20 protein-coding genes and 2 riboswitches are annotated in these 24,611 nt (G+C 39.9%); of the genes, 16 read left to right on the plus strand and 4 right to left on the minus strand.

Translation table 11 applies throughout. From position 1 onward, the window contains the following. Window positions 1-64 precede the first annotated feature (64 nt). The 4 genes from dcuS to BK581_RS16665 all read left to right on the plus strand — a co-directional run bounded on the left by dcuS (window position 65) and on the right by BK581_RS16665 (window position 5,385). Window positions 65-1,666, plus strand: coding sequence for a DcuS/MalK family sensor histidine kinase (gene dcuS / locus BK581_RS16650; RefSeq protein WP_078579225.1), 1,602 nt, complete (start codon window positions 65-67; stop codon window positions 1,664-1,666). Then, window positions 1,663-2,370, plus strand: a complete 708-nt coding sequence (locus BK581_RS16655) for a response regulator (protein ID WP_078579226.1) — start codon at window positions 1,663-1,665, stop codon at window positions 2,368-2,370. The genes dcuS and BK581_RS16655 overlap by 4 nt, the downstream gene beginning before the upstream one ends. 443 nt (window positions 2,371-2,813) lie before the next feature. Next, a complete protein-coding gene (locus BK581_RS16660; protein ID WP_078579227.1) occupies window positions 2,814-4,004 on the plus strand; it encodes an NAD(P)-dependent malic enzyme in 1,191 nt (396 codons plus the stop codon). A 49-nt stretch (window positions 4,005-4,053) separates the two neighbouring features. Continuing rightward, window positions 4,054-5,385, plus strand: a complete 1,332-nt coding sequence (locus tag BK581_RS16665; RefSeq protein WP_078579228.1) for a 2-hydroxycarboxylate transporter family protein — start codon at window positions 4,054-4,056, stop codon at window positions 5,383-5,385. Window positions 5,386-5,447: 62 nt separating this feature from the next. Here BK581_RS16665 and BK581_RS16670 read toward each other — a convergent pair whose 3' ends face one another. Next, window positions 5,448-6,812: a dipeptidase gene (locus BK581_RS16670; RefSeq protein WP_078579229.1), complete on the minus strand. Its 1,365-nt coding sequence runs from the start codon at window positions 6,810-6,812 to the stop codon at window positions 5,448-5,450. 172 nt (window positions 6,813-6,984) lie between these two features. Here BK581_RS16670 and zupT point away from each other — a divergent pair, with 172 nt between their 5' ends. From zupT to secY, 11 genes are all read left to right on the plus strand, one after another. After that, window positions 6,985-7,797, plus strand: a complete 813-nt coding sequence (gene zupT / locus BK581_RS16675) for a zinc transporter ZupT (protein WP_078579230.1) — start codon at window positions 6,985-6,987, stop codon at window positions 7,795-7,797. 263 nt (window positions 7,798-8,060) lie between these two features. Beyond that, complete coding sequence (gene ilvD / locus BK581_RS16680; protein WP_078579231.1) at window positions 8,061-9,755, plus strand: dihydroxy-acid dehydratase; 1,695 nt, start codon at window positions 8,061-8,063, stop codon at window positions 9,753-9,755. Between the two features lie 1,134 nt (window positions 9,756-10,889). Next, window positions 10,890-11,144 (plus strand): DUF1858 domain-containing protein, encoded by a 255-nt coding sequence (locus BK581_RS16685; RefSeq protein ID WP_078579232.1) that lies wholly within the window; start codon window positions 10,890-10,892, stop codon window positions 11,142-11,144. Then, window positions 11,137-12,369 (plus strand): DUF438 domain-containing protein, encoded by a 1,233-nt coding sequence (locus BK581_RS16690; RefSeq protein WP_078579233.1) that lies wholly within the window; start codon window positions 11,137-11,139, stop codon window positions 12,367-12,369. The genes BK581_RS16685 and BK581_RS16690 overlap by 8 nt, the downstream gene beginning before the upstream one ends. Window positions 12,370-12,734: 365 nt before the next feature. Further along, window positions 12,735-12,864, plus strand: a riboswitch (SAM riboswitch). Between the two features lie 243 nt (window positions 12,865-13,107). After that, window positions 13,108-13,227, plus strand: a riboswitch (SAM riboswitch). 118 nt (window positions 13,228-13,345) lie between these two features. Then, complete coding sequence (locus BK581_RS16695) at window positions 13,346-15,130, plus strand: PLP-dependent aspartate aminotransferase family protein (RefSeq protein WP_078579234.1); 1,785 nt, start codon at window positions 13,346-13,348, stop codon at window positions 15,128-15,130. 51 nt (window positions 15,131-15,181) lie between these two features. Next, the gene (locus BK581_RS16700; protein WP_095995565.1) at window positions 15,182-16,174 is read left to right on the plus strand and encodes an aliphatic sulfonate ABC transporter substrate-binding protein; all 993 of its coding nucleotides are present in this window, start codon (window positions 15,182-15,184) and stop codon (window positions 16,172-16,174) included. A gap of 121 nt (window positions 16,175-16,295) precedes the next feature. Continuing rightward, the gene (locus tag BK581_RS16705) at window positions 16,296-17,150 is read left to right on the plus strand and encodes an ABC transporter permease (RefSeq protein WP_078579235.1); all 855 of its coding nucleotides are present in this window, start codon (window positions 16,296-16,298) and stop codon (window positions 17,148-17,150) included. Between the two features lie 18 nt (window positions 17,151-17,168). After that, on the plus strand, window positions 17,169-17,933 hold the full coding sequence (locus tag BK581_RS16710; protein ID WP_078579236.1) for an ABC transporter ATP-binding protein: 765 nt from the start codon (window positions 17,169-17,171) through the stop codon (window positions 17,931-17,933). Window positions 17,934-17,935: 2 nt separating this feature from the next. Then, window positions 17,936-19,642 (plus strand): acetate--CoA ligase, encoded by a 1,707-nt coding sequence (gene acsA, locus BK581_RS16715; protein ID WP_078579237.1) that lies wholly within the window; start codon window positions 17,936-17,938, stop codon window positions 19,640-19,642. Between the two features lie 16 nt (window positions 19,643-19,658). Beyond that, the gene (locus tag BK581_RS16720) at window positions 19,659-20,936 is read left to right on the plus strand and encodes a homoserine dehydrogenase (protein WP_078579238.1); all 1,278 of its coding nucleotides are present in this window, start codon (window positions 19,659-19,661) and stop codon (window positions 20,934-20,936) included. Window positions 20,937-21,384: 448 nt separating this feature from the next. Continuing rightward, the gene (gene secY, locus BK581_RS16725) at window positions 21,385-22,686 is read left to right on the plus strand and encodes a preprotein translocase subunit SecY (RefSeq protein WP_078579239.1); all 1,302 of its coding nucleotides are present in this window, start codon (window positions 21,385-21,387) and stop codon (window positions 22,684-22,686) included. Between the two features lie 228 nt (window positions 22,687-22,914). Here the strand turns inward: secY and BK581_RS16730 are convergent, their stop codons facing one another. From BK581_RS16730 to BK581_RS16740, 3 genes are all read right to left on the minus strand, one after another. Next, complete coding sequence (locus tag BK581_RS16730; protein ID WP_169837765.1) at window positions 22,915-23,382, minus strand: methyltransferase family protein; 468 nt, start codon at window positions 23,380-23,382, stop codon at window positions 22,915-22,917. 178 nt (window positions 23,383-23,560) lie between these two features. After that, window positions 23,561-23,908, minus strand: coding sequence for a spore coat protein (locus BK581_RS16735; protein WP_078579241.1), 348 nt, complete (start codon window positions 23,906-23,908; stop codon window positions 23,561-23,563). Between the two features lie 15 nt (window positions 23,909-23,923). Beyond that, window positions 23,924-24,190, minus strand: a complete 267-nt coding sequence (locus BK581_RS16740; protein ID WP_078579242.1) for a hypothetical protein — start codon at window positions 24,188-24,190, stop codon at window positions 23,924-23,926. A 177-nt stretch (window positions 24,191-24,367) separates the two neighbouring features. Between BK581_RS16740 and BK581_RS16745 the strand changes: the two genes are divergently transcribed. Continuing rightward, a complete protein-coding gene (locus tag BK581_RS16745) occupies window positions 24,368-24,589 on the plus strand; it encodes a hypothetical protein (protein WP_078579243.1) in 222 nt (73 codons plus the stop codon). The last annotated feature ends 22 nt before the right edge of the window (window positions 24,590-24,611 follow it).

The raw sequence follows: 24,611 nt of genomic DNA on the forward strand, positions 1-24,611 counted from the left end.
ACACAGATAAGGATTTACATAGACTTTATGATATAAATGGTGAATAGTGATCGGGGGCAATGATATGAAAACACAACGATTTAAACTGCGTACAATCATTATTTTTTTAGTGATTACAGTCGTTATTATTTCATTATTAGTTACAGACTTACTTGTCAGCCGTACAATTAATGACAACATCATGAGTGAGCAAGAAGAACAAGGTCTTACTGTTGCTCGTATTGCAGCTAGAGCAGAGGCAGTCGTAACAGGTCTTATAGAAGATGACCCTTCTATCGTCCAAGCGTATACGACCGAAATACAGGAAGCTTCTGAAGTCATGTTTGTCGTGGTAATGGACATGGATGGCATTCGCTATTCTCATCCAGATCCAGAGTTGATTGGCAAACCCTTTCAAGGAGATGATGAAACGAAGGCATTGGCTGGCCAAGAGTATAGTTCTATCTCTCAAGGAACTTTATCTGCCTCATTACGATCTTTTACACCAGTATATAATGAAGTTGATCAGCAAATAGGGGCAGTAGCTGTTGGTATTTCATTAGAAAACGTTGAAAGTACACTACAGAAGAGTCATCGAAATATTATTTTAGGTTCATTAGTCGGAATATTTGTTGGTATTATTGGGGCATATGTCATCGCCAATTATATTAGAAAGATATTATATGGGCTAGAGCCATCCACGATTGCTAAAACATTTGAAGAACGAAATACGATGCTTCAGTCTGTCCATGAAGGTATTATTGCAGTGGATCGAAACGCAAAGATAACGCTTATTAATGAATCGGGCCAGTCGTTATTTAAGAAAGCTGGCTTAGAACCTAATCCAGTTGGCATGGACGTCCAAGCCTATTTACCAGCAACCGGATTGAAGCGTGTTTTAGAAACAGGCAGAGCTGAGTTAGATGCAGAATTACATATAAATGGGGCAACGTTTCTCGTTAATCGTGTTCCTTTAATGGTGGATCAAACAATTATTGGTGCCATTTCTACGTTCAGAGACAAAACAGAACTAAACGCACTTGCAGAACAACTCACCGGTGTGAAATTATATAGTGAAGCGTTACGTGCTCAATCTCATGAAATGATGAATAAATGGCATGTCATTTTAGGTTTGATGCGAACAGAGTCTTATGAAGAGCTAAAGGAATACATTTTACAAGTAGTCAACCTTCGCTATGAGCGAACAGAAAAATTAACTAAGAATATTAAAGATCCTGTGTTAGTCGGATTTCTTATTGGTAAGTTAAGCTATGCTAAAGAAAAAAATGTCCAGTTGTCAATTGAATGCCTAACAGAGATACCATCACCCATCACTGAAGAAACAAACCATCACCTCATTACCATTATAGGTAACTTAATTGATAATGCTATAGAAGCGTTAGAAGACAAAACAGAGAAAAATATTGTCGTATCGCTCTTTTATGAGAATAGGTGGCTAAAAATAAATGTAACTGATTCAGGAACCGGTATAAAGCAGTCGCAATTTCGTTTCTTATTCAATAAGGGATACTCAACAAAAGGTAGTGATCGGGGCTACGGTCTTCATTTAGTTAAATCAGTAGTTGATAATCTTGAGGGTACAATAGCTATTGAGTCGTTTGCTGGAAATGGCACTGAATTTATTATTTCGATTCCATATGAGACGGAGGTCGATGAAACGTTATGATTAACGTTCTTATTTTAGATGATGATCCAATGGTGGCTCACTTCAATGAATTATATTTGAAAGAGATAGAAGGCTTTAATCTAATGGCTGTGGCGCACTCTTATGAAGAAGCGATAGCAAAGTTAGAAACGGTCACAATTGATTTAATTCTATTAGATATTTATATGGCAGGAAAAAGTGGGCTGGAGTTGCTCAAAAAGATTAGAGAAAAAGATAAATGGTCAGTGGATGTTATATTAATAACTGCTGCGTCTGATGTAGAATCTATTCAGACCGCTCTTAGACATGGTGCGGTAGATTATATTATAAAGCCGTTTGACTTTGAACGGTTTCAGCAGGCGCTTTTGAGGTATAAAGATAAGCAGCAAATAATTGAGGGACAAGGTCATTTAAATCAAAAGGCCTTGGATGAACAGTTATTTGGAATAACAGACCAAATAAAAAATGAGCTACCAAAAGGTTTGTCTTCGTCTACATTAACGATTATTTTAGAAGTGATTGATTCGATAGGAGAAACATCCTTTTCAACAGAGGAGGTAGCTGAAAAAAGCGAGATTTCAAGAGTATCTGTCCGCAAGTATTTAAAATTCATGGCGGAAATAGGGGTCTTAGGGGAAAAAATGACCTATGGGCCAGTAGGAAGACCGACACATTTGTATGTATATAAAAAAGAAAAGAAAAAGAGTCTATCGAAATTTTTATAAAAACAACGGTAAGCTGCTTTAAGGTTATCGAGAAACCCACCATTTTCAAAAAAGCGTGGGTTTCTTTTCTTTTTTATAAAGACATTTATTTTTTTAACAAGCTTGTTCCCTCTTACTTTTTCCTTAATGTTTCCATACATGCCTTGTAAGAAAAAGACGACCTTTCTGCAAAAATGATAGTCTAGTGTGATTGAAGAACGGAAGGTGGCGACTCCAGTCGAACAGCAACAGCTGAAGCGTTGTTCGCGGAAAGCGTCCAACTGAAGTGATAAAATCACCCGTTATATACTTAGCTTTTTTGTTGAGAAGACTTTTGGCATAGCCTGCTTTTTTTATTTACAAAACCTTTTTTAATTAACATAACATGTTCTATTTTTAGTGAGTTTATTAAGATAACACTATCAAGATATTTGAAAGCGTTTTCTAAACTAGGGGGTTTTAACATGGCAATAGGAAATTTGACAGATGAAGCAATGCTTCTTCACCGTAAGCTAAAGGGGAAAATTAGTATGGAAAGTAAAATGGAAATTGATACAACCGATGATTTAAGTCTGGTTTACACACCAGGGGTGGGTGATGTTTGCCAGGCGATTGTAGAGAATCCTAATGATGTGAATGAGCTGACAGCCAGAGGTAATATGATTGGGGTTATTACCGATGGGTCGGCTGTATTAGGTTTAGGGAATATTGGGCCGAAAGCAGCTATGCCTGTCATGGAAGGGAAATGCATGCTCTTTAAAAAGTTTGCTAATCTAGATGCATTTCCTATCTGTTTAGATAATCAAAATACAGAAGACATTATTACTATCATCAAATCACTAGAACCATCTTTTGCAGGCATTAACCTTGAGGATATATCGGCTCCACGTTGTTTTGAGATTGAAAAGAGATTAAAAGATGAGTTAAATATTCCAGTCTTTCATGATGATCAGCATGGTACTGCTATTGTGGTTTTGGCTGCGTTAATTAATGCGTTAAAATTAACCGAAAATTCTAAAGAAGAATGCAAAATCGTTATAAATGGCGCTGGAGCAGCAGGATTATCTATTGCCAAGCTTTTATTGGAAGCCGGATTTATCAATATCATTTTAGTTAGTTTGGAAGGTGTTGTTTGTGAGGGAGAGCCATGGTTGAACAATAGTCAACAAGAAATGGCTAAGCAAACGAATTTACAGAAGGTAACCGGAACTTTGGATGATGTTATCGATAATGCTGATGTCTTTATTGGTGTCTCAGGGCCTGGTGCTCTAAATGGTGAACAGGTGAAAAGAATGGGAAGTAACCCTATTATTTTTGCATTAGCTAATCCTACTCCTGAAATAGAACCGGAAGAAGCTTTAAGTGCTGGTGCTGCTGTAGTAGCAACTGGACGTTCAGATTACCCAAATCAAGTCAATAATTTATTAGTGTTTCCAGGGATTTTTCGCGGAGCACTGAATGCCGGTGCTTCCGACATTACCGTCGAGATGAAAATATCAGCAGCTTGGGCCATTGCGGAAATGGTGACAGAACAAGAGTTGAATCCTAATTACATTATTCCTGATGCTTTAAATAAGCTGATCCCGTTTACTGTTGCGAATGCAGTAGAAAGAGCAGCAACATACTCAAAAGCTATTTCAAATGAAAGCTATTAAAAGACAGGAAGTCAGAAGATTACTATAGTGTATTAAGGAGGAATCATTCATGGTTGAAGCTGCTAAGAAGATTTTCATGAACGAAGCGAAAAGAAACGACGTTTTAAAGCTAGACTTAGATTCGCGAGAGAAAATAAAAATATTTAATATCCCGGTGGGATGGTTTAGTGTGTTCTTTATCTTAACCCTTGTAAGTGTTTATACGGGATATCTTCCTGAAGGGATGATAGGAAGTCTTCTCGTAATGATCATTCTTGGTGAATTTTTTGGCTGGGTAGGAGACAGAACCCCGATTATCAAGAGTTATTTAGGAGGGGGAGCCATTGTCGCTATTTTTGGTTCCGCTTACATGGTGTACAGTGGGATATTACCAATTGCTGTGGTTGAGTCAGTAGAAGGATTTATGACAACTGGAGGATTTCTGGATTTTTATATTGCTGCGTTAATAACTGGAAGTATTCTCGGTATGAATTCAAAGGTATTAGTAAAAGTAGGAGTTCGTTATTTTGCTCCTATCATGGGGGCTGTGCTTGGGGCGTCTCTGCTAGCTGCTCTAATTGGTTCTCTTATTGGATTTACTCTCCAAGACGCTGTTCTCGTCATTACTCTTCCGATTATGGGAGGCGGCATGGGGGCTGGAGCAGTTCCGATGGCACAAGTATACTCTGAATTTATGGGCCAACCAGCTAGTTATTTTATTTCAGTATTAGTTCCAGCGCTTGCTTTAGGAAATGTTTTTGCGATTATACTTGCGAGCTTGTTAAGTAAACTAGGAGAGAAGTTCCCATCACTTTCTGGAAATGGTCAGCTTATTAAAGGGTTTAAAGTTGAAAATAAGAAGACACAGTTAGATGTTCAGAAAATGGGAGCTGGACTTGTGGCAGCATTATTATTCTTTGTTGCAGGCCATATTCTTGGTGGTTTCTTGCCGTTACATCCTTACGCTCTTATGATTATCCTTGTAGCTGCTGCGAAAATTATTAACGTTATCCCTGATATTGTAGTAGAAGGGGCTAATCAATGGTATCAGTTTGTAGCAAAAGCGTTCACTCTTGCACTACTGTTTGGTATAGGGGTAGCTTATACAGACCTTAACGCTGTCCTTAGTGCACTGAGCCTACAATATATTCTCATTGTGTTTTCGGTTGTAATGGGGGCCATAATAGGGGCAGGATTAATTGGTAAGCTAGTAGGTTTTTATCCAATCGAATCGGCCATTACAGCAGGTCTGTGTATGGCGAATATGGGAGGAACTGGGGACGTGGCAGTTTTGTCAGCAGCAAAGCGAATGCAACTTATGCCATTTGCTCAAATTGCTTCACGACTAGGCGGCGCCATCATACTATTAATAGCTGGTTTACTTATCCCGATTCTTTTCTAAATAACGATAACAAGTGCCTGAGACTCCGGAGTCTCAGGCACTTAATCGTTAGATCATTTGTATCAATGAGCTACTTCGTTGTAAAAATTGATGAGTACGTCAAGCCCTTTATCATAGTGGTCGAGAGGAAAGCTCTCATTTGGGGAATGAAGGTTATCCTCAGGTGTGCCAAAGCCAAGTAAGACAACTGGAATTTTAAATAATTGGTCAAGTTGTTCAACAACAGGAATAGAGCCACCGAGGCGAACGAAAACAGTCTCTTTATTAAACGCTTTAGCTAAACTATCAGCCGCTTTTTGAATGAGTGGGTGATCTGGATCAACTTTATAAGCTTTTGCGGATAGTGGTTCGGGTTTAACATCAAGCGTAACCCCTTTAGGTGCTCGGGTTTTAAGGTGCTGGATAATGAGATCTTGAATGACAGTGGGATCTTGTCCTGGGACTAACCGGCACGTTATTTTTGCAGTAGCTGAGGACGGAATAATGGTTTTTGTTCCTTCCCCTTGGTAGCCACCATACAGACCATTTATTTCCAAGGTAGGACGTGCCATAATATGTTCATTTACCGTATATCCCTCTTCTGGGACTGTCGTTGGAACACCGGTCGTTTTGACGTAATCTTCTATCGGTGCTTCATTCATTAGTTGGCGTTCTTCCTCTGTCAAAGCCTCTACACCATCATAAAAGCCAGCCACTGCTACCTGTTCATTTTCATGCTTTAAAGAAGCAATAAGATGACTCAATGCCATCACGGGATTTTTAACTGCCCCTCCGTATAAGCCTGAATGGAGGTCCCGATTAGGTCCTTGTACAGTTACTTCTAATCCTGTAAAACCTTTTAAACCATAAAGCATTGTAGGCTGCCCTTTTTCTACCATGCCAGAATCAGAAATGAGAGCAAAGTCTGCTGCAAGCATGGCTTGGTTAGTTTCTAAAAAAGAATAAAGATTCTCGCTGCCGATTTCCTCTTCTCCTTCAATGATTACTTTTACGTTAATCGGTAATTTTCCTTCCGTTTTCATAAATGCTTCGAACGCAGCAAGATGCATAAAAACTTGCCCTTTATCATCACTGGCTCCACGAGCAAAAAGCTTGTTATCTCGAACCTCCGGCGAGAAAGGGTCGCTATCCCATAATTCATAAGGATCAGTAGGTTGAACATCGTAATGTCCGTAAAATAAGACAGTTGGTGCTCCTTCTGCTTCCAGCCACTCACCATAAACGAGCGGGTGCCCACCGGTCTCTTTAATCTCCACTTGTTTAAAGCCGATATCTTTTAAATAATCAGCCACGAAATGACCTGCCTGTAAAACATCTTTTTTGTATGTACGATCAGTGCTAATACTCGGAATAGAAAGGAATTCCTCTAATTTTTTAAGTAAGTTGTCTCGGTTCTCCTGTAAATAAGTATAGACATCCTGTGTCATTTTCTTTTCCTCCTTTGCAGTGACGCGTGTTTAGTTGCGATTTTTGTCTCGTGCCTACTATTGTGTCATATTTTTCTATGAAACTCCACGCCTAGAGAAGTTTTTTGGAAATATCAGTGTGAGACAAGCATACGTTATACAAGACGTGTGTAATAGCTATGGAGGAATGGTCATGACGGAAAATATCTTGTTTGCATTTAATATGACATTAATAGCTGGCGTGGCAACAGGCATTGGGAGTTTGCTCGCTTTCTTTACTTCTCGAACGAATACAAAGTTTTTATCATTTGCTCTTGGATTCTCAGCAGGGGTCATGATCTATTTAGCAATGGTTGATATTTTTGTGAAAGCAAAAGTTCTGCTCGTGAATGAACTAGGAACTATATCAGGTAATTGGGCTACTATAGCAGCATTTTTTAGTGGGATGTTGATGATTGCTATCATTGACCAGCTTATTCCGGAGCCTGGTAATCCCCACAATGTAAAAAGAGTGGAGGATATGTATCGCTTTAAGCGAGGAGAAAAAGATAATGAATTATTAAAAATGGGATCTTTCACCGCTATAGCAATTGCGATTCACAATTTTCCAGAAGGGATGGCGACGTTTATGGCTGCATTGCAGGAACCCTCATTGGGAGTCGCGTTGGCTGTTGCGGTGGCTATTCATAACATTCCAGAAGGGGTCGCCATTTCTGTGCCTATTTACTATGCCACAGGAGATAGAAAAAAAGCTCTAAAATTATCTTTTTTATCTGGGTTAGCTGAACCATTAGGAGCGTTAGTCGTTTACTTTATACTGATGCCGTATTTAAGTGATCTCTTGTTTGGCCTCATTTTTGCCGCAGTAGCAGGTATTATGATATTTATTTCGTTGGATGAATTACTTCCAGCGGCCAAAAAATATGATGAGACACACATTTCGATTTATGGCTTAATGACTGGCATGGGGGTCATGGCTGTTAGTTTAATTTTGTTTATTCCTTAAAACGGCATTAATAAAGGTTATAAATAAATGAATTTTAACGGGGTGGGAAAGCTAATGTTAAACTACTGCTTAATTATCAAATAGAGAATAGAGGTTCCAATAGTCACAAAGCTGACAGATTTTCAGTCAGAAAACAAAATGTTTTCAGAAAATTCATTGCGTTTATGCGTTAAAATGGCGTATGATAAAGGGTATAGTTGACTGATTAGTATGTCAGAAAACATCACGATAACCTGAAAGCAGGCAGAAAGGATGAACATTGAATGGAAGAGAAAAAAGATTTGCGTATTCGCAGTAAAGTCATAAGTGAAGGCGTAAACAGAGTGCCTAATCGCGCCATGCTGCGTGCGATCGGGTTTACAGATGAAGATTTCAAAAAGCCAATGATCGGTGTTGCAAGTACATGGAGTGAGGTGACACCTTGTAACATACATATTGATGCCTTAGCTAGAGAGGCGAAGAGTGGCGCTGAAAGTGGTGGAGGCGCCCCGATGATTTTCAATACCATTACCGTTGCAGATGGGATTGCTATGGGGCATGAAGGCATGAATTATTCGCTGCCAAGTCGGGAAGTCATTGCAGACTCCATTGAAACAGTGGTAGGTGCAGAGCGATTAGATGGTATTGTTGCCATTGGTGGCTGTGATAAAACGACGCCAGGATGTCTTATTTCTATCGGGCGTATTAATGTACCATCCGTATATGTTTATGGTGGTACGATTAAGCCTGGCCGCCTAAATAATGAAGATATTGATATTGTGTCGTCCTTTGAGGCAGTTGGCCAACATCAGCAAGGCACGATTGATGATAGCGAGCTCCACAAAGTAGAATGTAGTGCATGCCCTGGTCCCGGAGCTTGCGGGGGGATGTATACGGCTAATACAATGGCTGCCGCTGTAGAAGCACTTGGTATGAGTATTCCAGGCTCCTCATCGACACCTGCCGTTGATGATTACAAAGGACAAGAGTGCCGCCAAGCAGGTGAACTCGTTGTAAAATTGCTAGAAAACGATATTTATCCCCGTGATATTATGACGAAAAAAGCCTTTGAGAATGCTATTACTGTTGTCATGGCTCTTGGTGGTTCAACGAATGCGTTTTTACATTTACTGGCAATCTCTCACTCGGCAGGAGTCGATTTAACACTCGATGACTTCGAAAAAATCCGTAAGAAAGTCCCGCATCTTGCTGACTTAAAACCGAGTGGAAAGTATGTTATGCAAGATTTATATGAGGTTGGTGGTGTGCCAGCTGTCATGAAAATGTTGCTCGACGAAGGACTCTTACACGGCGATTGTTTGACTGTAACGAGTAAGACATTAGCAGAGAATTTGGCGGAGGCACCATCTTTAAAAGATGGCCAAAAAGTCATCATGCCGTTCAGTGAACCAATTAAAAAGACAGGCCCTCTCGTCGTTTTACGAGGTAACCTCGCACCTGAAGGAGGCGTCGCTAAAATGTCAGGGCAAAAAATTAGCCGCTTTGAAGGTGTTGCCAAGGTATATGATAGCGAAGCAGAAGCGACTGTAGCGATTGAAGCGGGTGAAATTGTTGAGGGTGATGTTCTCGTCGTAAGGTATGTAGGACCAAAAGGTGGACCAGGCATGCCGGAGATGCTTTCCATAACTGCCATGATTGTAGGTCGAGGATTAAATGGGAAAGTGGCGCTGATGACAGATGGCCGTTTTTCTGGTGGCTCTCATGGTTTTGTAATCGGTCATATTGCTCCTGAAGCAGCAGCTGGAGGACCGATCGGCCTATTGAAAAACGGTGATAAAGTGACGATTGACAGTGACACTCAGGAAATCAATATGCATGTCACTGAAGAAGAACTAGCTAAACGTAAGAGTGAATGGAAAAAGCCAGAACTGAAATATAAGAATGGTGTATTAGCAAAATATGCTAAACTCGTCTCATCATCGGCGAAAGGTGCCGTAACAGACGCAGATTTAGAATAGCTTATGAAAGCCTGTACCATCAGCTGCTAACTGGCTGAGGGTACAGGCTTTTTGTATTTTGGACCTGTTTCATGAGCGATTGTGCATGAATTATAAGTTTAAGGCATTGTTGTTGCTTACATCAAACGACTCCTTTGTAAATTTGGTTCTTAATACCTAATTGAATTTCTTGATAATTAAAGCTGCCATAGAAGAGAATATAAAAGCTAATATACTTAAAAGTACAGTCATCAGTGTGATAATTTCAAAATTTAAAAATAAGAATGATCGTAGTGACACTATTACTGTGCTAATGGCAAATATTAATCCCTAGAGAAAAACCGACGAAATTGAATCTCTTTTCAAGATGTCAACATCCTTTCTCTGTTATTTTTTACTATGTGTATACGATACATATGACAATTTATTGCAATAATATTTAAGGGTATTTAGCTAAAAATCACATAAAAACAAGTATGAAACCAACTATACCTTGTCATTTTTCACTCTTCCTCACTTTAAAAAATTTGCAGATGAAAAAATGATCGAAACGTAAGACGGCGACTCCCTGAGGATGAAGCGCAGTCTGAAGATCCACTTTTGCTCGGTAAATCCGAGCAAAAGTTAGCTGAAGACAAGCCCTCGGGAAAGCGTCCGTCTGAAGTGAAGGTCACAGTCATTATTTGAAGATTGACCTCTTATTTTGAATGATGACATTAATTCAATTAATAAAACAATTGGAAATAGTATTTGGTTTTATAAGGTTAAATTATTAAAGTGCTTTTCCATGTTTCGTAATTAATCATGTTTCATAAATCTTATAAAAAATCAGCGGGCTGTTGATGTCCGCTGATTTTTTAATGCAGACTTTTTTCCATAACTTAAAATATAGGCTATTTCCTGTATGTAACGTGGCATGACAAAGTAAGTTCATCTTTCATAAGGGTGTACTTCTAGCTACAAACTGGCTACTTATGATAGACGGCTTATGTTTGTGACTTTCTTCACTTGTGGTGATGTAGATCACTAACCATTTTTTTTCTACATGGTACGATCTAATTGAAAGTAATTCTCAACTAATTGATAACTGAGTCAGGTAGTGACTTTATTAAATGATAAAAGGGCATTTACTTATAAATCAAAGGGGAGAGAGTAATGAAAGAAATATCGCTAAATAAAACAGTCTATGAACTTTGTAATCATGACCCTGAATTTATAGAAGTGATGAAAGAAATTGGCTTTGTGAATATTACGAAACCAGGCATGCTACAGTCTGCTGGTAGAGTCATGACGATCCCGAAAGGATGCAGAGCGAGAGGCGTAGATTTAAATGATGTTGTGCAAAAGATAGAAAGCTATGGTTATAGAGTGACTGGGCATTCACAGAAGGGAGGGAAAGAAAATGAGTGAAATGATCAATAATCGGGAAAAAACAAGTGGCGAGCAAACAGAGAGACAACAGTTATTAAAGGAAATTATAAAAGAACTTCACGAAGGAAAACCTGTTGAAGCAGTGAGACAAAAGTTTGAGCAGGCCATCGATAGCATTAGCGTGAGTGAAATTTCACAAATGGAACAGGCGTTAATGGAGGAAGAGGGGATTTCAGTAGGGGAAGTGCAACGACTTTGCTCGGTGCATACTGCTGTGTTCAAAGGCTCAATAGAAGAGATCCATCAGGAAGAAAAGCTAGGTCATAAACCTGGTCATCCTGTTCACACATTTATTCAAGAGAATAAGGAAATTGATCGGCTCGTTAATTTCACGTTAACATTACATCGTGATAAGTTTGCAAAGGACCCTTCTGAGAAGACGTCAAACCTTCTATTAGACGATTTAAATCGCTTATTGGGAATTGATAACCATTATAGTAGAAAAGAGAATTTACTGTTCCCTTATTTAGAGAAGTACGGTATCTTTGGACCGACAAAAGTCATGTGGGGAGTAGACGACAGGATAAGAGATGCGATTAAAGCAGCCAAGCTAAAGTTAGAAACGGATTCTTGGGAAGCGGACGAACTGTTAGAGGCGATTGATTATATTATTAGTGAAGTATCAGAGATGATTTTTAAAGAAGAGAATATTCTGTTACCAATGGCACTGGAAAAATTAACAGAGGATGAATGGTTAAAGATTGAGCGTGAAGGTGACGTGATTGGCTATACGTTTATTACCCCTCCAGCCCCGTGGCAACCAGCTAGAGAAGATCTGCAATCAGAAGGGTTTATGAAGGATGGGGTCGTTCAGCTTGAAACGGGGATCATGTCAGTTCAACAGCTTGAATTTATGATGAATCATTTACCAGTAGATATCACGTTTATTGATGAGCATGATGTGGTCCGGTATTTTTCACATGGGAAAGAACGCATCTTTCACCGGACAAAATCAATTATCGGAAGGTCGGTACAAAATTGCCATCCTCCTCAAAGTGCTCATATTGTTAATGCATTACTTGATGATTTTAAGTCTGGTAAAAAAGATGTTGAAGACTTTTGGATACCGTTCAAAGATAAATTTGTGTTAATACGGTACTTTGCAGTGAGAGACAAAGAAGGAAACTATAAAGGGACAGTAGAATTTACGCAAAACATTAAACCCATTCAAGAAATCAGTGGGGAAAAAAGGTTAATGTCATAACTAATAGATGGGCCGTTCTCAGATAACGATTTTTTGCGACAGTATTGGTGAAACGGACTTCTTGATTGACTATTGTGTATAACCGATTTATGTTATTTTTACCCCACACTTAAGGGGCAGTAAAACCCCCTCAAAACTTAAGAAGGTCGAAAAGTTTAGGTGGGGGATAAACTACCCCTAAAGGTCCGATAAGTTAAACTGACAATCAGTGGGGATGAAGGCAAACTCCCACCGATTGAAGTTTAGCTTTATATAATTAATAGACGGTAGAGTAGAAAATAAAATTGACAGATTACAAACGCTTGTGATAGACTTTCTTCAATATTATAAATAGCGTCCGACTCATGTTGGACGACTCATCGTTTTGCTTATCAAGAGAGGTGGAGGGACTGGCCCGACGAAACCCAGCAACCAGTGAGAAGAAGTAAGATCTTTTTTTCACAAGGTGCTAATTCCTGCAAAGAATTCATTACTGAATGCTTTGGGAGATAAGGACGACATGTGAATGCAGCTTACTCTGCTAACATTAACGTCAACCTCCCTTACATTTTGTAAGGGAGGTTTTTTGATAACAGCACGGGAATATAACAATGGATAATATAGATTGAGGGTGAATGCTAGAAAATAATTTTGTAAAAAGATTTGACGAATAGATTTAATCGTGTTAATATTCAAATTAATCAAAATTAACTAAATTTATTGGTTTACTTAGTTTTAAAATTTCATAACCGATTTAAGCTCTTATCAAGAGAGGTGGAGGGACTGGCCCGATGAAACCCGGCAACCAACGTGGAACGGAAACGTGATACGCAAGGTGCCAATTCCAACAAAGTGTAGAAGCACTTTGAAAGATAAGAGAGCGAAAGTTGTCATTCATTCGTCTCTCTGTCTTTTAAAGCAGAGGGACTTTTTATTTTGCAAAACATGTCATAAAGTCAACAATCAAATAAGATCGTTAATCAAAGGAGGGGCTCTCATGAGTGAAAATTCTCAATTTCAAACGTATCATCCAGAAACAGTGTTATTACACGGTGGTCAATCACCAGATCCCACAACAGGATCGAGAGCGGTACCAATTTATCAGACAACATCCTACTTGTTTCACGATACAGAACATGCGGAAAGTTTGTTCGCCCTTGATGAACCGGGGAATATCTATAGCCGTATTGGTAATCCAACTGTAGACGTACTTGAGAAACGACTGGCGCTATTAGAAGAAGGTGTTGCGTCTGTTGCTACCTCCTCAGGAATGGCAGCTATCTCTCTATCCATTTTGAATGTAGCAAATGCAGGAGATGACATTGTAGCAGCTACAAATCTTTACGGTGGAACGTACAACTTATTTGCTGTCACGTTGCCGAGATATGGTATTAATGTGACTTTTGTAGACCCTGAAGATCCTGAAAATTTCAGAAAAGCTATTACAGATAAAACAAAAGCTGTATTTGCAGAAACAATTGGTAATCCAAGTTTACATGTGCTTGATATTGAAGCTGTGGCAGATATTGCTCATGAAGCAGGTATACCACTTATTATTGATAATACATTTGCCACACCTTATGTATGTAAACCGATTGAACATGGCGCAGACATTGTCGTCCACTCTGCTACAAAATGGATAGGAGGACATGGAACATCAATTGGTGGTGTTGTGGTTGACGGCGGGCGTTTTAACTGGCAATCAGAGAAATATCCAGGTTTTAACGAACCAGACCCAAGTTATAACGGTATTGTGTATGCGAAAGATTTCGGAACACTCGCTTTCAGCACGAAGCTTCGTGTTCAATTGTTACGTGACTTTGGATCTTGCCTAAGTCCATTCAATGCCTTCCAACTTATACAAGGGCTTGAAACATTGCATTTGCGGATCGTGAGACATAATGAGAATACATTGAAGTTAGCCCAATACCTTGAGGAACATCCGGCAGTTGAGTGGGTCTCATACCCTGGGCTTCAAAGCCATCCTTCCCATGAACGGGCAACTCAATTATTGAAAAATGGGTATGGCGCCGTGTTGAATTTCGGAATTAAAGGTGGACGGGATGCTGGACGGACATTGATCGATAATGTGTCGCTTTGGTCTCATCTAGCCAATGTAGGGGATGCCAAAAGTTTAATTATTCACCCGGCATCAACGACGCATCAGCAGCTATCTGATGATGAACTCATTAAGACAGGTGTTAAACCAGATTTAGTGAGACTTTCAGTGGGCTTAGAGCATACCGATGACCTTGCAAAAGATTTGGATCAGGCCTTGAAGCTTGCTACAGGTGAAGGGACTAAAGAGGACTCAACTGTTATTAATGATGAAGGTGTCATCCGCTGGGCACTATCAAGTCCGAATAATACAGATGCAGATACACCGAGGCTAAAAACAATCGCTGTGGTAGGACTGAGTGGTAACGAATCCCGTCCGAGTCACAGATTAGCACGAAAAATGCAGCGACTAGGCTATAAGATTATTCCAGTTAATCCACGAGAAACAGAAATATTAGGTGAAAAAGCTTATCCAGACTTAAAGTCAGTGGATGGACCCATTGATATTGTTCAAGTATTTAGAAGTCCAGAAGCAGCTATAGAAATAGCAAAAGAAGCTGCTGAAGTCCAACCGAAAATATTTTGGCTGCAAGAAGGAGTTATTTCTGAAAAGGCTGCTGTCATAGCGAAAGAAGCTGGTCTTGAAGTCGTTCATAACCGTTGCACATATAAAGAAGCTCAACGACTTAGAGGAACAATTTCAACATTTGCTTGTGAACTTTAATGTAGGATTTCTTAACAAAGACAATAACAGAATGAAACGGAGCGATGACGAATGGCGATTAAACGTATACTCTCAAGTTTATTAATCCTTTCCGCAGGAGCATTATTGGCGGCTTGTAACAACGACACCGAGGCGGAAAATTCGTCTTCACTTGATAAAATTACTATTGATTATGCGCATTACTCACCGACGAGCCTTGTTTTAAAAGAAAATGGCTATTTAGAAGAAGCTTTTGAAGATGAAGGAATAGAGATTGAATACGTATTTAGCCAAGGGAGTAACCGAGCACTGGAATTTTTAGCTGGGGGAAGTGTGGATTTTGGTTCAACAGCTGGAGCAGCAGCACTTATGGCTAAGAGCAATGGGACACCGATCAAAAATGTTTATATCTATTCTCAGCCAGAGTGGACGGCGCTTGTGACGAATGAAGACAGCGATATTAATAGTGTGGAAGATCTCGAAGGGCAGCGAGTGGCAGCAACATTAGGGACGGACCCATACATTTTCCTCGTTCGAGCACTAAATGAGGTAGGTCTTTCAGAAAGTGATATAGAAGTGGTTCCTTTGCAGCACAGTGATGGCGCTAATGCCCTAGCCAATGGAGATGTTGATGCATGGGCGGGATTAGATCCTCATATGGCACGCCAAGAATTAGAAACGAATGCAGAGCTTTTCTACAGAAATGAGGCATTTAACACGTATGGATTTTTAAATGTAAGAGAAGATTTTGCAGAAGAGCACCCAGAAGTTGTGGAAAAAGTGATAGAAGCGTATGAGAAAGCAAGGCAGTGGGTTGAGGATAACCCAGAAGAGACAATTGATATTATCGTTCAAGAAGCGGAAATTGATCCTGAGGTAGCAGCGTTACAGTTGGAGAGGAATAACTTTGACAATCCAATCCCAGGGGATGCTCAGCGAGAAAGCATCACAGAGGCAGGTATCGTTCTTCAAGAGTCAGGTAATTTAGACGATGGGGTGGATATTGACGCACTGGTGAATGAATTAATTGACTCATCCTTTGCAGAAGCAGTGATTGAACAGTAATAAAAAGGCACATATCCGGCGATTTAACTAACATCTCGGATGTGTGTCATTTATATAATCAGAATCTTACGAAAATTGAGAATGTACGCAACATGTACCTTCTTAAAGGGGGAGATGGCTCATGGCTATTTCAGAAGGACAAATAAGAAAAAGATCGGTAGAAGCCGTCACGTTAAAGGGTAAGAAAAACATCAAACAAGTAAAGCCGGCCTTTCTTGGAAACTTGGGGCTCTCACTTGTTTTACCTGTAACACTTATTCTCTTTTGGGAAATCGTCACAAGATTTAATTATGTAGAAAGTCATTTATTACCGGCGCCAAGTGATATTGTCCAGGTTATCACATCAATGGCTTCAGAAGGAACATTGTGGCAACACAGTTGGATCACATTATATCGTATATTTTGGGGCTTTGTTTGGGGTTCTTTAGCTGCAGTAGCGCTTGGTTCACTAGTTGGGATGTCACGAAAACTAGAAATGTTATTTGATCCGTTAATTCAAGCCTTTCGTGCTATCCCATCTTTAGCGTGGGTTCCGCTGTTTATACTATGGCTCGGAATTGGTGAACCATCCAAAGTAACATTAATCGCTGTAGGGGTCTTCTTCCCAGTTTATCTAAATATTGTGGGTGGGATACAATCAGTCGATCGAAAGTTAATAGAAGTAGGTAAGACGTACGGTTTTTCTTCGTTTCAACTCGTGCGACGAATTATTTTGCCAGCATCAATGCCTTCTTTTTTAACTGGATTACGAAGTGGGTTAGGGTTAGGCTGGATGTTTGTGGTGGCGGCTGAGTTAATGGGAGCAAGTCAAGGATTGGGTTATTTACTCGTCTTGGGCCAAAATACATTGCAGCCTGAATTAATTTTAGCCAGTATTATTTTATTTGCTGTTTTAGGAAAGATGACAGATTACCTTCTTAAGAGAGTCCAGACACGGGCTTTACATTGGCAAGACCGCATTGATGTTTCTAAATAGCGAAAGGAGACGAATAGAATGAGTATTAAAGTTCAACAAGTCAGCAGATTGTTCAACGGAGAACCCGCAGTCCAACACGTCTCTTTTAAAGCTGAAAAAGGAGAAATTGTCGGCCTGCTAGGAACGAGTGGATGTGGGAAAAGCACGCTTTTAAGAGCCATTTCTGGGCTTGATACTGGATACGATGGGACGATTGAAATTAATGGTCATATAAATCGTGGGACATCAAAAGATCTCGGCCTCATCTTTCAAGAACCAAGACTTATGCCATGGTTAACTGTTTTAGAAAATGTTTGTTTTGGCTTAGAAGGAAAAGCGAAAGCCAATAAAAAGAAAGCTAAGGAATTATTACAGGTCGTTGGACTGGAAGGATTTGAACACTATTATCCGAAGCAATTATCCGGTGGCATGGCTCAGCGTACCGCCATCGCAAGAGCACTTGTCACTGAACCAGACACGCTTTTATTAGATGAACCATTTAGCGCATTGGATGCTTTTACAAAACTACAATTACAAGATATGCTGCTGGATTTATGGCAAAGTTACCAACCTACCATGGTGATTGTGACACATGATATTGATGAAGCTTTAACATTGTGTGACCGCGTGATTATTTTAAAGGGCCAGCCTGGAGAATTATATAAAAACATCGAGGTCAAGCAGCCAAAGCCTCGCTCAAAGGGAGATGCTGGGCTAGCAAAACTTAAAGAAGACATTATAGACAGTTTGGAAGTAACCAAGAAAGTAACGCCTACATCTCAGAAACACATAAGGGAGGCTTAATGATGGGAGTTAACACAGCATCACATATTAAACGACAAACCATTCTCTATCCAAGACAGCAAGAAAAAGAGATTGCCAGTTTGACAGATTATAAAGACGTGCTCAACACTTTTTCATGGAAAGACGCGGTTAATGGGCTGTCAGAAGCCCCTAATGGCCGGTGGAATGCTGCCTATGAATGTATTGATCGGCATGTTGAGGATGGCTATGGCGATAAGGAGGCGTTGTTATTCACCGATGGTCAGTCAGAAGAAACATATACATTTTCTGACGTTAAGGCGATTACGGATCAATATGCCAAAGTGTTAAAACAGGCAGGAGTCGAAAAGGGAGACAGAGTGTTTATTTTCTTACCTAAGTCTCCGGATTGTTACTTTTCCATTCTTGCAGCTATTAAAGTTGGTGCAATAGCTGGTCCGTTATTTGAAGCATTTATGGAAGAGGCCGTTAAGGAGCGGATGTATGATTGTGAAGCACAATATTTAATTACGGATGAGACATTAGCGCAGCGAGTACCATTCAACGAGCTTCCTTCTCTAAAAACAACGTGGCATATTGATGAATTAAGAGAAAAAGGACGCAATCTTGCGGAGGGAGATACAGCTTCTCCTATCGTATGGCTTGAAGAAGAGGATGGCATGCTCATCCATTACACGTCCGGATCAACGGGAAAACCGAAAGGCGTGTTACATGCTCAGAGAGCTCTTTCTCATCATTATATTTCTGGGAAATGGGTGCTAGATGTGCATGATGATGATGTTTTTTGGTGCACCTCACATCCTGGCTGGGTGACTGGCAGTGTATATGGGGTATTCGCCCCATGGCTTAACAGAGCAACAGTTGTTATTCACGGAGGACGTTTTGAAGCTAAAGCATGGTATGAATTGATTGAGCGGTTCAAAGTGTCAATTTGGTATAGTGCCCCAACGGCGTTTCGTTTACTTATGAGTGCTGGAAACGCCCATGAAGCATATGATTTATCGAGTCTTCGGCACGTCCTTAGTGTAGGTGAGCCCTTAAATCCTGAAGCGATATACTGGGCAAAGGAAACCTTTAATGTCCGTATTCATGACACATGGTGGATGACAGAAACGGGTGGTCACCTAATCGTTAATTTACCTTCACAGCCGATTAAGCCAGGGTCGATGGGGCGGGCATTTCCGGGAATTGAAGTAGGTATTCTTGATGACAAGAATAACCCGCTACCGGCAGGGGAAGTAGGTAAATTAGCTGTCAAAGCACCTTGGCCAGGTATTATGAAAACAATATGGAAAAACAGAGAAAAGTATAACTCTTATTTTACAGACAATGGTTGGTACTTGTCAGGTGATAATGCTTATCAAGATGAGGAAGGCTATGTGTTCTTTCAGGGACGTGATGATGATTTGATAAAAACATCAGGTGAACAAGTGGGACCATTTGAAGTGGAAAGTAAATTAATTGAGCACCCAGCAGTGTCCGAAGCAGGTGTAATTGGAAAACCAGATCAAATTAGAGGGAATATTATTAAAGCCTTTATTACGATAAACAGCGGCTATGTAGCTAGCGATGCCTTAAAAGAAGATATTCGTCAATTCGTCAAGCTTAAACTGGCTGCCCATGCTGCTCCAAAAGAAATTGAGATCGTTGATGAACTGCCAAAAACGAAGATTAGCGGCAAAATATTACGACGCGTACTTAAGGAGCAAGAACTAAAGAAAATGCAGTGAGGGGGGGACTGATGGGATGAGCAATGTGAAAAAAATAGGCATCATTGGTTTTGGGACAGTGGGAAGTGGTGTCTATGAAACACTGCTGACAAAAAGAGAAAAAGTTACTCATTTAATAGGGAGTGACCTTGAAATACCCATTATTCTTGTGAAAGATGCTGCTCGCAAACGTCATGTAGCAAACGATACAAAGGTAACGGATCGTTTCGAAGAAGTCATAGCATTGGCCGATTTAGATGTGGTCATTGAAGTGTCACCAGATGCTGAAACAGGCTATCCTTATGTGCACGCGTTATTAAGCAAAGGAATAACTGTCATAACAGCGAATAAAGAACTGGTTGCAAAACATGGAGAAACACTTTTGCCATTAGCGGAAGCAAATAACTGCCGATTATATTACGAAGCTGCGGTAGCTGGTGGTATTCCTGTTTTGTCTAGCATTCGTCACACGTTAAAAACGAATGATATTTTACGATTGGAAGGCATTGTGAATGGGACGTCTAATTTTATTTTAACGAAAATGAGAGAGGAAGGAGCGGCGTTTGATGTTGCTTTAGCTGAAGCTCAGGAAAAGGGGTATGCTGAGGCTGTCCCTGATAAAGACGTGGATGGCTGGGATGCGTATTTTAAAACGACGATTTTAAGTCAATGGCTATTTGGCCGAGCGCCTGTGTGGCAAAGTGCTATCCCAATAGGTATAAGAGAAATTCGACTGGAGGATTTAGCCCTTGCAGAAAAAATAGGTGGACGAATTAAGCATGTAGCTGCTTTAGAAAATGTGAAGGGGCAGCCTGTGGCATCTGTACGTCCCCATCTTATTATAGCCGAACATCCTCTTTACGCGGTAGAAGGTGTCAATAATGCGATTCATTTAGAGGGCAGTATTGTCGGGTCTATCGCTTTTCAAGGCCCAGGGGCAGGTAAATTTCCAACAGCCAGTGCTATAGTAGAAGACCTTGTTAACCATTTATCACACACAAGTGAGAAGCAGCCTGACGTTTTGAATATTTCTATGACTGGGAATGAGGATAAATCATTTACTCCGAAACAGACAAAAGTATGGTTTGTAACCGGAAAGCAATTAACTTTGCAGTTAGAAGGAAGCCAGTCAATTGAAACGTTGTCTGATATATTTTATCACGGCGGCAAAGAGGCTGTATTACTCACTGGCAGCGAGCGAGAAGTGATCAGGACAATGACGAAACTCAATGATTCTATTACTATTTATCCTGTGACAGGTGCACAGTTAGAGAAGCTGGAAAACCTCAATAAAAAAGCTGTATTTAGTCGATAAAGTTTAATTCTTTAATGGTTTAAGTGGGATAGTCTTCATCTAAGATGTGTAATGTAGGTGGGAATAGTCGAAACATGTTCGCTGTTGAACGTATGTGTAAGCTATGCGAGTGAATGACTTGTTGCATAGCTTTTTTATATTGCCATAAAAAAATCGAATTTGAGGTTTTAGGACTCACGGTAAATCCTCTTTAATAGATATTTATTCCATTTTAGGTTGTAGTTATAATTTACCCCAATGAGTTGTCCTTTTACTCCTGGCCGGAGGACGTTTACTTTTTTAGTTTGGAGCGTTTTTTATTAAAGAAAGAGAATGAAAACGCTCACGATTTGGCGGAATAATGTCACTTTTGTCGAAAATGCAAAAAATTACTAGCTTTCGTTGAAATTTATGGTATTCTATAAAATAGTAAAAATATACATACGTCTTAATATTTGAGGTGGCGGCAATGTTTCAATCTATTGGAAATATGTTCAAAGTAAAAGATTTGCGTGAAAAGATCTTCTTTACCTTGTCTCTATTAGTTGTGTTTCGTATTGGAGCCCATATTCCTGCTCCGGGAGTAAACGCAGACGTATTAAATTTTGAAGGATTGGGAGCTCTTGGGTTTTTAAACGCGTTTGGTGGAGGGGCTTTAGAGAACTTCTCAATTTTTGCTACTGGTATTATGCCTTACATTACAGCGTCGATCATTGTACAGCTGTTACGTATGGATGTTGTTCCAAAGTTTTCTGAATGGTCGAAACAGGGCGAAGCAGGCAGGAAGAAGCTTGCACAAGTGACTCGCTACGGTACGATTGTCATTGCATTTGTACAAGCAATCGGTTTATCAATCGGATTTAATAATATTATGCCAGGACTTGTACCTAACCCATCGGTAACCACATATTTAACGATTGCTCTCGTATTAACAGCAGGTACCGCTTTTTTACTCTGGCTCGGCGAACAAATCACCGCTAAAGGGGTAGGAAACGGGATCTCCATTATGATTTTTGCTGGAATTGCATCTGGCATCCCTAATGGCGTGATGCAGCTATATACTATTTATCTTGCTGATGCTGGAGATAGACTATTTATAAATGTCATCACAGTTCTTCTTATTTTACTTGCGATTCTTTGTCTTGTTGTCGGCGTTATTTTCGTCCAGCAAGCCATTAGAAAAATACCTATACAATATGCGAAAAAGTTGATTGCTGGTGGGAGGCCCACTGGCGGTGAATCCTCGCATTTACCGATAAAAGTGAATGCTGCTGGGGTGATCCCTGTTATATTTGCAATGGCCTTGTTCATTTTTCCTTCTACTATTGCAGGAATTGTGGGTGAGCAAAATCCCATTGCTCACTGGGTGATTGAAGTGTTTGATTACACGCATCCAGCAGGTATGGCGATCTATGTTCTGCTTATCATTGCCTTTTCTTATTTCTATACGATGGTTCAGATGAATCCAGAGCAGATGGCTGATAATTTGAGAAAGCAAAATGGATTTATTCCTGGTGTGAGACCAGGAAAAGCGACGGAAAAATTTATTGTGAAAGTACTATACCGACTTACCTTCGTGGGATCTATCTTCCTTGCCACGATTGCTATATTACCGATCTTGTTTGCTCAAGTAGCTGGTTTACCTCCGGCAGTTCAAATAGGAGGAACAGGGTTGTTAATCGTGGTAGGGGTAGCGCTTGATACGATGAAACAAATTGAAAGCCAGCTTATTGATCGAAAGTATACGGGCTTTTTAAAGAAAAGTTCATAAAATTTATCCCAGATAACCGCATGTAAACCATCCGCCTCAAAATAGAGGGGCGAGCCAACTCTATATAGGCGGAAGATAACGAACGCTAAGGTCCTGATCAGTGGGAGCAGAGCGAAAACGCGCACTGATTGAAGGTTCGTTTTATCTCTCCTACGTTGACGCCATGTTTGAACATAAGTTCAGCCACACGCGCTCTTTAAGCAAGGTAGAAGATCCGATGTGTTTCATTTAGTAGAAAAATGGAAGTAATCTGAATCGATGTTTACACCAACAGGCGTAAATATCTCCATATTTTTGTGCTAAGAATTGTTCTTCTTCACGCATAATAGGATGGAGAGCACTTCCGATTAACAAAAACATTAATGGTGCTGCTAACCAATGATTACTAATTAATAAACCGCTCCCTAGTGTCATGAGAAATAGACTAGTATGAAGTGGATGACGATGGTGACGGTATGGGCCGCGTGTGTATAGTGGACGTTCATAAAGAGGTAAGTGAAAATGCCTGCTATGGATGTACATTAATCTATACGTCCAACAACGGATAATGCCGCCATATAAGAACACACTGATCCCAATCCATTTTATAAATGACCCTTCTTGAGCAGAGGATGTGTCTTTGAGTAAATAACATAAGAAAAGAGATAGACTAAATACAACAGTAGTGAGTGTGTGATGGGGAAATATGCGTCTCATTCCCTCCTTTCGTTTATTATCTCTTTTCATGTGAAAAAACCACTCAGCAAAACATCCCACAGTTAGACCGCTTAATAAAATAACTTCATTAACCATATAACTAGTTTTGACGTTTAAATAAAAAAATAGTCTTAATAATCAAAGGTAAAAGCTGGAGTTATCACTCCAGCTTTATCATTTAATATGGGAACTGAGTGGAGTAGCCTTGGTATTGTTGATAGGATTGATCTAATTTTTGTGTGTCACTGGCTTCAAAGCTATACCAGCCTTTTTCAAACATCAGATTAAATAGTTCACGTTGACATCGCTGAGATTCTGTGCAAATAGTCTCAATATCTGTGTAGAGGGCTTCATGACTAGCTTCATTCATCGCTGTAGAATACGAGCTAGTCATATACTTTTCGGTTGCTAGAATGTCATTAATATAATCTCTATCGTTCATTTGAGGTGTTTCAGGAACTTGTGTTTTCGGGTTCTGAATTTTAGATTGCTGTTGACTACCTGCTTGTGGTTGTTGTTGATTCATAAAAATCCCTCCTTTTTATTGAAGCGTCTGGGAGCCGCTTTGTCCCTGAGTTTGTAAATGGGTTAATAACGTTTGGTAATGTTTTTGATGCATTTGTCCAGCTTGGTCTAATGCTTGTGAGACCTCTTGATCAGAGCACTGTTGTGAAAAGGCATGGGCTTTTTTCATAGCAAGTAAATTCCAAGCCAACATGTCATTAATATAAAGATGATCTTTTGTGGTGATGACAGATGGGGGTTGCGGCATGTTTTGACCTTGATTCATCGATGGTTGCTGTTGCATAATATCCTCCTTTTTTTGTTAAACTAACTCTCATAAGATAGCTTTCTCAAAAAAGCACGAACTATGCACGACTTTACAATTATAATTGGATCAACCATCTGTTACTAAAGTGGGAAACGAGTCTCTTTCTAAAGTTTTTTATTGTAAATACCAACCAAATGATAAATGATTGGATGAGTGTCACTATTCATTTTTCAATACGATCAAATAGACAGTGATAAATCGTCGCTATCACATGGTGAAAAACGGCGACTTCCTGAGGATGAAGCCCAGTCTGAAGAACCACTTTTCTTAGGAGTTAGAGAGCAAAAGTTAGCTGAAGAAAAGCTCTTGGGAAAGGGGCCGTCTGAAATGAAGCTCACAGTCATTATTCGAAATTGGACCTCTTATTTTGAATGATGAGCTTCATTCCAACGAAAAG

This window comes from Salipaludibacillus agaradhaerens (genome assembly GCF_002019735.1).
Taxonomy (GTDB): domain Bacteria; phylum Bacillota; class Bacilli; order Bacillales; family Salisediminibacteriaceae; genus Salipaludibacillus; species Salipaludibacillus agaradhaerens.

Coding starts and splice junctions, on each gene's coding strand:
- dcuS (WP_078579225.1), top strand. CDS start 65: ATGAAAACACAACGATTTAAACTGCGTACAATCATTATTTTTTTAGTG.
- BK581_RS16655 (WP_078579226.1), top strand. CDS start 1,663: ATGATTAACGTTCTTATTTTAGATGATGATCCAATGGTGGCTCACTTC.
- BK581_RS16660 (WP_078579227.1), top strand. CDS start 2,814: ATGGCAATAGGAAATTTGACAGATGAAGCAATGCTTCTTCACCGTAAG.
- BK581_RS16665 (WP_078579228.1), top strand. CDS start 4,054: ATGGTTGAAGCTGCTAAGAAGATTTTCATGAACGAAGCGAAAAGAAAC.
- BK581_RS16670 (WP_078579229.1), bottom strand. CDS start 6,812: ATGACACAGGATGTCTATACTTATTTACAGGAGAACCGAGACAACTTA.
- zupT (WP_078579230.1), top strand. CDS start 6,985: ATGACGGAAAATATCTTGTTTGCATTTAATATGACATTAATAGCTGGC.
- ilvD (WP_078579231.1), top strand. CDS start 8,061: ATGGAAGAGAAAAAAGATTTGCGTATTCGCAGTAAAGTCATAAGTGAA.
- BK581_RS16685 (WP_078579232.1), top strand. CDS start 10,890: ATGAAAGAAATATCGCTAAATAAAACAGTCTATGAACTTTGTAATCAT.
- BK581_RS16690 (WP_078579233.1), top strand. CDS start 11,137: ATGAGTGAAATGATCAATAATCGGGAAAAAACAAGTGGCGAGCAAACA.
- BK581_RS16695 (WP_078579234.1), top strand. CDS start 13,346: ATGAGTGAAAATTCTCAATTTCAAACGTATCATCCAGAAACAGTGTTA.
- BK581_RS16700 (WP_095995565.1), top strand. CDS start 15,182: ATGGCGATTAAACGTATACTCTCAAGTTTATTAATCCTTTCCGCAGGA.
- BK581_RS16705 (WP_078579235.1), top strand. CDS start 16,296: ATGGCTATTTCAGAAGGACAAATAAGAAAAAGATCGGTAGAAGCCGTC.
- BK581_RS16710 (WP_078579236.1), top strand. CDS start 17,169: ATGAGTATTAAAGTTCAACAAGTCAGCAGATTGTTCAACGGAGAACCC.
- acsA (WP_078579237.1), top strand. CDS start 17,936: ATGGGAGTTAACACAGCATCACATATTAAACGACAAACCATTCTCTAT.
- BK581_RS16720 (WP_078579238.1), top strand. CDS start 19,659: ATGAGCAATGTGAAAAAAATAGGCATCATTGGTTTTGGGACAGTGGGA.
- secY (WP_078579239.1), top strand. CDS start 21,385: ATGTTTCAATCTATTGGAAATATGTTCAAAGTAAAAGATTTGCGTGAA.
- BK581_RS16730 (WP_169837765.1), bottom strand. CDS start 23,382: ATGAGACGCATATTTCCCCATCACACACTCACTACTGTTGTATTTAGT.
- BK581_RS16735 (WP_078579241.1), bottom strand. CDS start 23,908: ATGAATCAACAACAACCACAAGCAGGTAGTCAACAGCAATCTAAAATT.
- BK581_RS16740 (WP_078579242.1), bottom strand. CDS start 24,190: ATGCAACAGCAACCATCGATGAATCAAGGTCAAAACATGCCGCAACCC.